The organism is Burkholderia sp. MSMB1589WGS, assembly GCF_001636105.1.
GTDB lineage: Bacteria > Pseudomonadota > Gammaproteobacteria > Burkholderiales > Burkholderiaceae > Burkholderia > Burkholderia humptydooensis.
The window spans coordinates 2,598,139-2,610,754 of sequence record NZ_LNJT01000008.1 but is presented as its reverse complement, the minus strand read 5'-3'; the positions used below and the strand labels follow the sequence as shown (position 1 = coordinate 2,610,754).

Below are 12,616 nucleotides of genomic sequence, written 5' to 3'. Positions count from 1 at the left end.
TCGGCGGTTCTGCATCGATGCTCGATCGACTCGTGCTCGGCGCGGCCCCTACCAGAACTGGTCAGTAGTGTTTTCCGGGCTCCGCCCGAACAATCGTCGACGGGCACGCCCGGCCGCCCATCGTCATGGCCACCCTCTACATCACCAACGCGGACAACGAAGTCTTCGCGACCGTCAACGGACTGGTCGTCTACGCCAGGAAAACCGAGAACAACCCCACCTTCTCCGACCAGGTCGACCTGACACCGTATCTCGCCGACGGCCTCAACACGCTGGTGGTCGCCGGCGTCAACTGGGGCGGGCCGGCCACGTTCAAGGGGACCGTCGTCGTCGGCAAGATCGAAACGCCGTTCGCGTTCACCGCGCCGAGCACGCCGAACGGCATTGTCTTCCATCAGACGTTCGTGATTCCGCAATAAGCGTTCGCATCGCGCGGACGGGTCTCGGCCCGTCTGCGTCGCGGTTCCCGTCTCCTCGCGCCGCACGGACGGCGCGCACCGGCCCCCTCGCGCCGCCTGCCCGAACCCGGCCGATCGCACGGCGCAAGCGCCCCGCTTGCGCATTTCCTTCCGAAACAATCCCCGTCGGCAGCAACAAACTACTGAACGCTCGCACGCCGAAACCGACGCCATCCACTATCATCGCCGCTTGCGTTCCACGCCGCCCGGCGGCGACCCTGCCCGGCCGGCCGCGCGGACACGCCGGCACACTCGAACACATGCCCCTTCAGGAGACCCGACAGATGAACGCCCCCGTCGAGCGCGGCGCCAGGGCCGTGCCGCACCACGCCGGCTCACTCACGATCCTCCAGGGCACCGCGCTCTACATCGGCGCGGTGCTCGGCACCGGCGTGATCGCGCTGCCCGCGCTCGCGGCCGAGGTCGCGGGCCCCGCGTCGCTCATTGCATGGGCGGCGCTCGTCGTGCTGTCGATCCCGCTCGCCGCGACCTTCGCCGCGCTCGGCGCCCGCTATCCGGACGCAGGCGGCGTATCGACCTACGTGCGCACCGCGTTCGGCCCGAAAGCGGCGGCCGTCGTCGGCTGGTGCTTCTATTTCGCGGTGCCGGCCGGCGCGCCCGCCGCCGCGATGTTCGGCGGCGCGTACGTCGCCGCCGTCACGGGCGGCGGACACGCGACGGTGATCGCGTCGGCGGCCGCGCTGATCGCGATCGTCGCGGCCGCGAACGCGTTCGGCGTCACCGTGTCGGGGCGCATGCAGCTCATGCTGTCCGCGCTGCTCGTCGCGCTGCTCGTCGCCGCCGTGCTCGCGTCCGCACCGCACGCGCGCGCGGCGCACCTGCATCCGTTCGCGCCGCACGGCTGGCTCGCGGTCGGCGAGGCCGCCGCACTGCTCGTCTGGAGCTTCGCCGGCTGGGAAGCGATCACCCATCTCGCAGCCGAGTTCCGGCGGCCCGCGCACGACCTGCCGCGCTCGACGGGCATCGCGGTCGCGGTGGTGGGGCTGCTGTACCTGTCGGTCGCGGCCGCGAGCGTGCTCGTGCTCGGGCCCGCGGCGGGCGCATCGGGCGCGCCGCTCGCGGAGCTGATCGCGCGCGGGATCGGCGGCAACGCGCAGTTGATCGCGACGGCGGCCGCGCTGCTGCTCACGCTCGGCACGATGAACGCCTACTTCGCGGGCGCGGCGAAGCTCGGCGCCGCGCTCGGCCGCGACGGCGCGCTGCCCCGCTGGTTCGCGCAAGGCAGCCAGACGGGCGGCGTGCCGCGGCGCAGCCTCGCCGTCCTCGCGGCGCTCGCCGGCTGCGCGCTCGTCGCGGCCGTCGCGACGGGCATGGGGCCGAAGCCGCTCGTGCTCGCGACGTCGGGCAATTTCGTGATGGTCTACGTGCTCGGCGCGGCGGCGGCCGCGAAGCTCCTGCCGCGCGGCGGGTTCGCGCATCGCGCGTCGATCGTCGCGTTCCTGTCGGCGCTCCTGCTGCTCGCGACGACGGGCTGGTATCTGCTGTGGCCGCTGCTGCTGACCGCGTCGGCCATCGGTTATCTTCTCGTCACGGACAGGCGGACGGCGGCGAAGCGATGAAGGCCGCCGGCCATTCGGGGAAATGCGCGACGTCCCGCGCGATGCGCCGCAAGACGCGCCGCACGATCTGAAGCAGCACCGCTGCATCCGCTTCCGGTTCGGAAGCGGCACGCTCTATCGCCGGGATCTGTCGCATCGCGGCAAGACCGCGAGCGTCGACGTCGACGGGCCGCTCACGCTCGGCAAGCTGAGAATGCTCCTTCGAAACCGCCGGCGCCCGGCGTCAGCGCGCGCCCTTGCCTTGCTCGTCGATCTCGTCGCGCAACCGCGCCTCCCGCTCGCGCAACGCGGACGTGAATTCGTCGCCGAAGTCCTCCATCTCGTACAGCGGCCGGATCTCGATCTCCGAATCGCCATCCATCGGATTCGGGCACCGTTTCACCCATTCGACGGCCTCTTCCATCGACGCGACCTTCCACAGCCAGAACCCTGCGACAAGCTCCCCGGTTTGCGCGAACGGCCCGTCGATCACGGTCCGCGCGCTGCCCGAGAAGCGCACCCGCTTGCCTTTCGCACTCGGATGCAGACCATCGGCCGCGAGTATCACGCCCGCCTTCACGAGTTCCTCGTTGAACTTGCCCATCGCCTCGAACTGTTCCTTCGACGGCATCTTGCCCGCCTCCGATTCGTTCGTCGCCTTCACCATGACCATCACGCGCATTTTGCCTTCTCCTTGAGTGGACGAGTCGATCCGCATGGCAGCCGGAACCGGTCCGGCTGCGTCGGGTGGCCTCGACATGTCGACGAGCGAACATCGCCGAATTCGACACGTCAGAGCCGGTTCCCGCCAATAATCTGCGCAAGCGGCCCGGAAATCACGGGAATCCCCGACATGGCGGATAGACTTTGCGCCAGAAGCAAAACGGGACGAGATGTGACGGCGGGCAACACCTTGGCTGTTGCAACGGTGCCCCTCCGATTCTGCCTGAGCGGTCGATGACGTCCCGACGCTTACTCTACGGCCTGCGCTTCGACTGCCGCAAGCGGCAACGTGACGGTCAACACAAAACCGGCTCCGGGCGACGTGCGGATCTGGGTATCGCCGCCCAGTAGCGCAGCGCGCTCCCTCATCCCGAGCAGACCGAACGATCGCCGGCCAAGGCTGGAATCACGCACGGCGCCGCGGCCGTTATCGGCAATCCGCACGATGCAATGAGAATCGTCGCGGGTGATATCGATCACCACTTCGGTTGCAGCGGAATGACGTGCGACGTTCGTGAGCGCCTCCTGAACAATGCGAAACACCCCTACCCTGCTTTCGCGATTGAAGTGGATCGCCTGCGCATCGATGTGACGAGTGACGTGCACGTGATAACGCGCCGAGAATTCTTCGATCAACCAGTCGATGGCGGGGATAAGGCCGAGATCGTCCAGCATCGCAGGACGCAGGTCTGCCGCGAACCGCCGCACCGAATTGATCAGTTGATCGATCAACGCATAGATGGAGCTGAGGTCATTCCGTGAAATCAAACGCTCCGGGCCTGCCGGCTTTTTATGTTCCAACAGCGTAACCGCCATCTTCAGGGCAGTCAGTTGTTGGCCGAAGTCGTCATGCAATTCGCGGGCGATGCGCGCCATCTCTTCCTCGCGTATCTTCTGGATATGCGCGGACAGGCGCCGCAGCTCTTCGCGCGAGATTCGCAGCGCCTCCTCGGCGCGCTTGCGTTCGGCGATGTCCGCGACCACCGAAATGAAATAGCTCGGCTTGCCTGCGTCGTCGCGCATCAGCGCGACGGTCAGCTCGATCCATACCTCGCTGTGATCTTTCCTGAAATAGCGCTTTTCCATCGTGTACGTATCGATCTGCCCATCGAGCACCTGGCGCACCTGCGCGAGATCCGCATCCAGATCGTCGGGATGCGTGATGTCCTGGAAGGTCAGCGCGAGCAACTCTTCGCGCGTGTAACCGACGATGTCGCACAGCTTCTGGTTGACGCGCAGCCAGCGGCCGTCCGGGCTGACATGCGCGATGCCGACGGCCGCCTGCTCGAACGTGGCGCGAAAGCGCTTTTCGCTGTCGCGCAGGGCACGCTCGGTTTCCTTGCGCGCGGTAATGTCACGCAAGAACCCGCTGAAGTACCGACGTGTGCCGACGCCGATTGGCGTGATGGCGAGCTCGACCGGGAATTCATGCCCGTCGCGGTGCAAGGCGGTCCACTCGATCCGCTGGTGCAGCAGCTTTGCCTCGCCAGTCTCCAAGTACCGCTGCAAAGCGCGGGTATGAGCCTCCCGATAGCGATGGGGAATGATCAGCTCGCTCATCGAACGACCAAGCGCTTCATCGGCCGACCAGCCGAAGATGGCCGCAGCCTGCGGATTCCAGCCGACCACGACACCGTCGGAATCCATCGTGACGACAGCGTCCAGCGCGGTGTCGACGATCTGTCGCATGCGCTCTTCGCTGTCGCGCAGCGACTGCAGCGCGTGCTCCAGCTCCACGCTCTTGCGGCGCAGCGCGTCGGCTGCACGTTCGAGTTCGGCGGTGCGCTGCGCGACCCGATGCTCCAGTTCGCGGTTGAGCGCTTGCAGTTCTTCTTCTGTCTTGCGGTGTGCGGCAACCTCGCGCAGCAAATCGTTGCTTGCCGCTTCCAACTGCTTCACGCCTGGCAGCGCAAGCGCCTTCGGCATCAAGGGCCAGATTGCGACGGCAGTGGACAGGGAGGCGATCGCGGTGATCGTCTTGACGCCGGCATCGAGCCAGTACTCTGGCTGCCAGATGTTCAGAATGGCAATCAAATGCGTCGTCCCGCACGCCAGGATAAAGGACGCAAACATGAGAAAGGCCCAACTGAACGGCAGCTCGGCACGACGCCGCGTAAAGGTCCATAGCGCGACCGGAATCGAGTAGTACGACAACGCGATGACCGCGTCCGAGCCGACGTAAGTCCACAGCAGGCCGGATGACCAATGAAAACAATAGCCGTGGGGCATGAATCCGGTTGATCCGAAAAATTGGGCGATCGCATCCATGAATTCCTCGCCAACGGGATGGTTGACGTATGCCTGGCCTGGTTGAGCGAAACGCAACTGCGTTCGTGGGCATCGGGCATCTTGACGCCTTAAATAGGGTTCAACGCTAGCTGTCCGCTTCGATAATCGAATTGGAATTATCACACTAGCATCTAGCAAGAGGCATGAGCCGACCCGCTACCGGGCCTCGACGGAGCGCCGGATTCGCGGCGTTTCCAGGCGCTACGCCGGTTGCCTGATCGGGAGCACGATATGGAACGTCGTTCCCCTGCCGGGTTCCGATTCGACAGTCAGTTGTCCGTGGTGACTGGACACGATGCCGTAGGAGATGGACAGGCCCAGTCCCGTTCCCTTGCCAACGGGCTTGGTCGTGAAGAAAGGCTCGAAGATGCGCGTCAGGTGTTCAGACGCGATTCCGCAGCCATTGTCGCTGATGGCGATGCATATCGTATCGGCATCGGCGCTGGTGCGAATCGTGATCCTGCCAAAGCGATCGCGCATCGCATGAGACGCGTTGACGATGATGTTGAGGAAAACCTGATTCAGTTGCGACAGCACGCACTCGATGTCCGGCAAATCGCCGTATTCCTTGACGATTTCGGCATGCGCCTTGACTTCGTTCTGGACGACACGCAGCGTCGAATCGAGACCTTGATGGACGTTCGCCAGAACAAACGTCGGTCTGGCGTCGTTGCGCGCGAAATCCCGCAAATTCTGGACAATCTCCTTGACACGCATCAGCCCATCCCTGGATTCACGCATCAACGCAGGTATGTCTTCTTTCAGGTAGTTGAGCTCCGCGGTCTCCTTCGCCGAGTGAATGGTCGACATCGCCTCGGGCGAAGCGATCTTCTCTTCCATGTTTTCGTACAGCGTCAGCACGTGGAATAGCTTGCGCAGATAAGCTTCGAGCGTACCGAAGTTGCTATAGACGAAACCGACGGGATTGTTGATCTCGTGCGCGACGCCGGCGGCCAGCAACCCGATGGACGCCAGCTTCTCGGATTCCAGCAGCTTGACATGCGCCAGCGTCAACTTCGCATTGGTGCTGACGAGTTCCCTGTTTGCCGCCGTGAGCTCGTTCGTCCGTTCCGCGACGCGCTCTTCCAGGTGACGCTGGTGGTTGAGCAGTTCGTTGCGGCTCGCCTCGAGTTCCTCCGCCATCGTGTTGAACGACTCCGCCAGTTCGGCGATCTCATCGTCGGCATCGATCTCGATGGGCTGATTGAAATTGCCCAGCGCGTACTGCTGCGCCGAGTCGCCGATCCGGCGCAGCGAGGACGTGATATGCCGGATGATGCTGTACATGGCGATGCCGGCCAGCATGGTCGCGAGACCCAGCATGGACAGGACAAGGCCACGGGCAATGACATACCGCTGCGCTTCCAGCGCCTGGGCCGCCAACGCCTGGCTGCGCTCCAGCTCGATCATCGACTGCCAGGACTGGATATAGGTCGCCAGCTTTGGCATGACCAGTTGGTGCAGCGCATTCGCGGCCGCATCGCGATCTCCCGCAGCCAACCGCTTTTCCACGGCTGTCCGCGTATTGACGTAATCCCAGCGAGCCTTCAGGACGGCTTTGAACGCAGCCCGCTCGTCGGGTGTATCGAGCAGGCTCTCGAACGTCTTGTACAGAACGGTAATGCGCTGGGTGGTGTTCTTCTGCGCGGCGAAGACCGTGTCAAACTGCTGCTGATCAATGGGGTCGCGGCTTTGGATCAGGAACAGCTCGAACGCCCGCCGCGCGTTCTCGTTGACCAGTCGTATTCCGCCCTGCGCCAGCAGCACCCGGTCGAAATGATCGGCCTTCGCGCCGGAATCCTGCGCGCCGCGCACCAGTCGTTCGCGCGCGGCTTGCAAGGCCCCCATTTGATGGAGTGTCACGAGATTGGTCACAACCAGCAGGAGCAGCAGGAAGGCAAATGCCAGCCACAGGCGGGTACGTATCTTGAGGTGGGCAATCCACCACCGGAACTTCATTTCTTCCCCCTGTCCCGTTGCGCCCGGCCATCAAACGATGGATTCGGGAACAGGGCTCTCGTCGCCCGCGAGCAGGACCGCACACTCATGGGCAGGCAGCGCCGGACTCACCAGAAATCCCTGAATCTCCCCGCACGCGCGCTCCTGCAAAAATCCGAATTGCTGGACGGTCTCCACGCCTTCCGCGATGCATTGCAGCCCGAGATGGTTCGCGAGAGTCATGATGCCCTGGACCACCGCCGAGGCACCCGGATGAGTGACCACGTCACGAATGAACGAACGGTCGATCTTGATGCGGTCGATCGGGAACTGGCGCAGGTACGACAGCGACGACCAGCCCGTGCCGAAGTCGTCCAGAGAGAGGCTCACACCAAGCTGCTTGAATTCGCGCATGATCCGGATCGCCTCCTGAGCGTTGTAGAGGGCCATCGTCTCGGTCAACTCGAGCTCCAGCCATTCGGCGGCAAGGCCTGTCTCGCGCAGCGCCTCGTCGACGGTGCGAACGATGTCGCCGCGCTGGAGCTGGTACGCCGAGAGGTTGACCGCCATCCTGACGGGCGGCAGTCCCGCCGACTGCCACTGGACGCTCTGCTGGCAGGCCGTGCGCAATACCCATTGGCCAACCGCGACGATCAGGCCGAGTTCCTCCAGCATCGGCACGAACTGCAGCGGCGAGATCAGGCCATGCTCGGGATGCCGCCAGCGCAGCAATGCCTCGACACCCGTGATCGCACCCGAATGCGTGCAGACCTGCGGCTGGTAATGCAGCACGAACTCGCCGCGATCAAACGCATACCGGATGTCGCGGGCCAACGCGAGGCGCTGTTGCGCGGCCGCATTGAGTTCGGGCGTGAAGAAGCGGTAAATTCCGCGTCCGTTCGCTTTCGCGTCATACATCGCCGTATCGGCGGCCCGCAGAAGTGTCTGCACGTCTTCGCCGTCGGCCGGATAACGGCTGATGCCGATGCTGCAGCCCACGTGCAGTTCATGGTTTTCCACGAAGAACGGGCGCGACAGCGTGGTCAATACCCTTGTTGCGACCTCGCCAGCGCCCTGATCGCCATCCACATCCGCAAGGCCGATCACGAACTCGTCGCCGCCGAGGCGCGCAACCGTGTCGCCTTCGCGCAGGCAGCCGCGCAAGCGCATCGACGCCGCCTCGAGCAGCCGGTCGCCGATATGGTGGCCAAGCGAATCGTTCACGTGCTTGAAGCGGTCCAGATCGAGCATCAATGCGGCCACGCGCCCGCCTTCGCGTCGCGCCCGCGCGATTGCCTGGGCGAGGTGCTCCTGCAACAGCGCGCGATTGGGCAGGCCCGTGAGCGCATCATGCAGCGCCATGTACCGGACACGCGCTTCGGCCTGCTTGCGCTCCGTGATGTCGCGCACGTTGCACTGGACGATCCTTGCTCCGCCGACGGTATAGAGGCTCGCGAGAAACTCGACGTCGAGCAGCGTACCCGTGGCCGTCGCGAGCGACGTGTGCTCGCACCGGATCTCTCCGCTTGCCGCGAGCGTCGCGCACAGACTCGCGCATTCAGGAACGGCTTCGAACGGCGGCACGCTTCCGATCGGCCGCCCGACGAAGTGGTCGCGCTCGAAGCCCAGCATCTCCACCAGCGACGCATTGACATCCGTAATCCGGCCGCCCGCCATGTCGACGAGGATGATTCCGTCGCTCGCCGTCTCGAACAGGCGCCGGTAACGCGCCTCGGACGAAGCGAGCCGCGCGTTCGCGAGAACCAGTTGCTGCTGCGCCGCGCGCAGCGCGAGATGCGTCTTCACCCTCGCCGCCAGCTCGACGATCTGGAACGGCTTGGTGAGATAGTCGATGCCGCCCGCGGCGAAACCGGCAACCTTGTCCTGCACGTCCGAGAGCGCGGTCATGAAAATGACGGGCGCGTCGCGCGTATGGTCGATCGCCTTCAGACGGCGGCACGTCTCGAAGCCGTCGATGCCCGGCATCATCACGTCCAGCAGGACCAGATCGGGCACGACGAGCTGCGCTCGCCTGATCGCCTCCTCGCCGCTCTGCGCGACCAGGACTTCAAGCCCATCGGCCTCGAGCGCGCTCACGGCCAGTTCGAGATTGGCCGGCGTGTCGTCAACCACGAGGACCGTCTGCGCCCGCCATTCGGGAATCATCGTTTCGTCGTTCATGTTTCGGTTACCTGTGCCGGATTGATGTAGGTTTCGACAAGCCTGAGAATCGCCTCGGACCGGTAGCCCTTTGCCATTTCCGTCAGCCTGTCCGCAAACACGCGGCATTGCGGCTCGGCTGTGATGAGTTCTTCCGCCCAAAGCCGGATCGCGCGCATGTTGCCGGCGAGTGCGAGCCGGTACAGATGCGCCATCCGCCCTTCATCCGGAATCGCCAGCGGCTCGATCGACGGCGTGTCCCCGGCGCGCTCCGCGTTCGACCCGGAGGCCTCATGGCGCCACTGCAGCCCGAGCAGCGTGCCGAGTCCGCCCAGCAACCGGTCGTGATCCACCGGCTTGGGCAGAAACATGGAGGCGCCCGCCGCGAGCGCGGCCGCCGCGTCCTCCGGCGTGGCGCTGGCCGATACCGCGATGATCGGCACATCCCGCAATGCCGGAATCTCGCGAATCCGCCGGGTCGCCTCCATGCCGTTCATGACCGGCATGCAAATGTCCATCAGGATCAGATCCGGTCGGTCGTTCTCCGCCGCATGGATTGCCTCGACGCCATTGACGGCTTCGTCGATGTCGAAGCCCAAGGCGCCCAGCGTGTCGCGCAGCACCGACCGGTTCGCATCGATGTCGTCGACGACCAGCAGGCGCCGGCGGCGGGCGCCCTGATATCCGGTGATGCTCCGCGCTGGCTGCGCACGCGCGGGCGCCACCTCGACCACCGCCAGCTCGAGGTCGAACCAGAACCGGCTGCCGGCGCCGGGCTCGCTTTCGACCTCGATCTCGCCCCCCATCAGCCGCACGAGTTGCCGGCTGATGGACAGCCCCAGCCCCGTGCCGCCCGCGCGGCTTTGCGCTTCGCCCGCCTGTTCGAACGGATCGAAAATGCTCGTGAGCCTGTCGTGGGCAATGCCCACGCCGGTGTCACGGACTTCGAATCGGACACGGGCGAGTTCATCCGCAGGCTGCAGCAGGCTCACACGCAGTTCCACGCGTCCGCGCGACGTGAATTTCACCGCGTTGCCGAGCAGATTGAGCAGCACCTGACGCAGGCGCTTGTCGTCGATCCATACGGAGGGCGGCAAGTCAGAAGCGGCATCGAGCACGCAGGCCAGCCCTTTTTCCTCGCTCTTCACGCGAATGATGTCCATCACGCTCGACAGCACGCCGTCGAGCCCGGCCGGGCCCGGACACAGGTCGAGCTTGCCTGCCTCGATCTTCGCGAGGTCGAGAATGTCGGTGATCAGCATCAGCAGGTGTTCGCCGCTTTGCTTGATGATGCTGGCCGCGCGCACCTGCCGCTCGCCGGCCGCCGCGTCGCGCCGGAACCACTGCGCGTAGCCGAGAATCGCATTGAGCGGCGTGCGCAGTTCGTGGCTCATGTTGGCGAGGAAAATCGACTTGGCGCGGTTGGCTTCCTGCAGTTCGCGCGTGCGCTGCCGTACCCGCTCTTCGAGGCTGTCATGGGCCCGCTGCAGATCGAGATTGGCGTTCGTCAGCTCGCTGCGCGCCCGCCGCAGGCCTTCGCGCGCATCGCCGAGCCCCATCGCGGCAATGCCGATCTCCGACTGCAGCATATTGAAGCTCTCGGCCATCCGGCCCAGTTCGTCGCCCCCGTGGCCCCGGAGCCGGTCAGGCGCGAAGTTCGCATAGGCGCCGTCCAGATCGCCTCGGCCCAGCGCGCTCATCGCGTTCGAAAAGTCCTTGAGCGTGCCGGTCGCGAGACGGCGGGCCGCGCGGCTCAGTTCGTCGGCGGAATGCGCAATCATGCCCGGCAGCACAATGCCGACGGTGACCGTCAGCATTGCGACGGCGACGAAGATGTCCTCGAGCGCGGTTTCCATCGGCCCGTTCTTCCGGGCAATCTGGCTGATCGCCAGCATGTAGCCTGCGCCATCGAGCGCCAGCACGAGCAGCATTGCGCCCGTCAGCTTGAAGTGCAGCGTGTCGCCGATCCCCGGCAGGCCCGCGCGGCGGCGATCCTCCCACTTGCGCCACGCAAAAAGCGCCGCGCCGGAATACGCGAACACCAGGCCGCATACGACCGTGGGCAGGCCGTACTGCTCGAAGCCGAGCACGCCCGAGAGCATCCATACGCCCGCGGCGGCAAGGCCGAGGCCGATCGTGCCGCGCGGCGCCCGGTACGGCCGGTGCGCGAGAGGCGCATCGCGCCGCAGCAGCCACACGGCGACACTGCAAAGAAAGATGCTCGTGAGGTATGTGAAGTTCGCCGCCGCAAGCAGCCAGACGGGGTCGCCGAGCAGCAGCAGACCCAACGAGAAACCCGCCGTCACGAGCGTCGCGCACCACGGCACGTCGGCCCGGTTGCGCAACGCGAGAAACCTGGGCGCCACGCCATCCTCGGACAGTTGGGCAAGCGTGCGCGAGGCGCCGGCAAGCGGCTGTATCGTGCCATGAAACATGTTGAACATCATGAACCAGATCGCCGCGGCCTTCGCGAGACTGCCGAACACCGGCGCGAAGCTCGGCCCCAGCACCTGGCCGAGATCCTGGCCAAGCGGGCCCGGACCCAGCAGGCCCAGCCATACCCCAGGCAACACCGCAAAATAGAGTCCGGCCATCGCCGCGCTCGCCAGCATCGCGCGCGGCACGTTGCGGTTCTGATCGGCCGTCTCGCCGACGTGACACGTGGCGGCCTCGAATGCCGGTGCGGCAAAGCCGATCAGATACAGCCCGGCCATCAGCGACGTGAGTTCGCCGAAGTGCCCTGCAAATGGCGTCGTCAGGTGAAAATCCGCGGCACGGTGCCAGTCGACCGTGCCGGCCATGACCGGCGCTATCGCCGAGATGAACGCCAGCCCGGCCGATGCAGTCGCGATCGGTATCGCGAGCCGCGTGACCCATCGGATGCCGCACAGGTTGACGAACGTGAACGCGGCGACGAGCGCGCAAGCGAGTACGGTAACGGGCACCCCCGGCAGATACCATTCGTTGATCGCCGTCGCCGAAAAGATCGCGGTCAGACCGCAGGCGGGCACCCAGCCCCACCAGTAACACGCGCCGGCAAGCGTGGAGAGGATTTCCCCGTAGCGCCTGAATGCTTCGGTGCACGCAGCCGCGATCCCGCCCACGCGCGTCGGCGACATCAACACCAGCTCGATCCACCCTGGCGCGGCGGCATAGCTGAGCAGCAGCCCGGCGATGAGCAGCGGAACGGCGGCGCTGCCCTGCCCGGGAATGTCGCCCTGCCCGGCAAAGAGCGCCGCGAGCAGAAACAGGCTCTGGTTGCTGCCGCCCATCGCCAGCGCGGTCGTACCTACCCATCCCAGCGTGCGCGGATGCCGGCGTGGCGTTTCGTTCGCTGTCGCTTCCATGACGCATCCTCACTTACGGCCTTTCAGGCGTTTTCCTCACGCGGTCCGGCAACTGCAACCGTCCGCACCGCTTGCCGTTGCGCCGCAAATCGGCGCGGCAATGCGTTTCCTGCCGCGTGGATACGGCGATCGTTCCGGTGGC

7 protein-coding genes and 1 pseudogene are annotated in these 12,616 nt (G+C 65.4%); 3 read left to right on the top strand and 5 right to left on the bottom strand.

Going from position 1 to position 12,616, the window contains the following annotated elements; translation table 11 throughout:
- Positions 1-125: 125 nt before the first annotated feature.
- The 3 genes and pseudogenes from WT16_RS28665 to WT16_RS35330 all read left to right on the top strand — a co-directional run.
- Positions 126-419, top strand: a complete 294-nt coding sequence (locus WT16_RS28665) for a hypothetical protein (RefSeq protein ID WP_063534780.1) — start codon at positions 126-128, stop codon at positions 417-419.
- A 323-nt stretch (positions 420-742) separates the two neighbouring features.
- Positions 743-2,038, top strand: a complete 1,296-nt coding sequence (locus WT16_RS28660; protein ID WP_063534779.1) for an amino acid permease — start codon at positions 743-745, stop codon at positions 2,036-2,038.
- 43 nt (positions 2,039-2,081) lie between these two features.
- Positions 2,082-2,240, top strand: a pseudogene (locus WT16_RS35330) (LysR family transcriptional regulator); the annotation flags it as partial.
- Between the two features lie 21 nt (positions 2,241-2,261).
- On the opposite strand, the gene WT16_RS28655 reads toward WT16_RS35330, so the two are convergent.
- The 5 genes from WT16_RS28655 to WT16_RS28635 all read right to left on the bottom strand — a co-directional run bounded on the left by WT16_RS28655 (position 2,262) and on the right by WT16_RS28635 (position 12,474).
- Complete coding sequence (locus tag WT16_RS28655; protein ID WP_015603236.1) at positions 2,262-2,699, bottom strand: YciI family protein; 438 nt, start codon at positions 2,697-2,699, stop codon at positions 2,262-2,264.
- A gap of 290 nt (positions 2,700-2,989) precedes the next feature.
- The gene (locus tag WT16_RS28650) at positions 2,990-5,008 is read right to left on the bottom strand and encodes a PAS domain S-box protein (protein ID WP_063534998.1); all 2,019 of its coding nucleotides are present in this window, start codon (positions 5,006-5,008) and stop codon (positions 2,990-2,992) included.
- Positions 5,009-5,230: 222 nt separating this feature from the next.
- Entirely contained in the window at positions 5,231-6,988 is a 1,758-nt protein-coding gene (locus tag WT16_RS35480; protein ID WP_156521525.1) for an ATP-binding protein, read from the bottom strand.
- Between the two features lie 30 nt (positions 6,989-7,018).
- Positions 7,019-9,148: an EAL domain-containing protein gene (locus WT16_RS28640; RefSeq protein ID WP_059932814.1), complete on the bottom strand. Its 2,130-nt coding sequence runs from the start codon at positions 9,146-9,148 to the stop codon at positions 7,019-7,021.
- Positions 9,145-12,474 (bottom strand): amino acid permease, encoded by a 3,330-nt coding sequence (locus WT16_RS28635; RefSeq protein WP_063534778.1) that lies wholly within the window; start codon positions 12,472-12,474, stop codon positions 9,145-9,147. Before WT16_RS28635 ends, WT16_RS28640 begins: the two co-directional genes overlap by 4 nt.
- Positions 12,475-12,616: the final 142 nt, after the last annotated feature.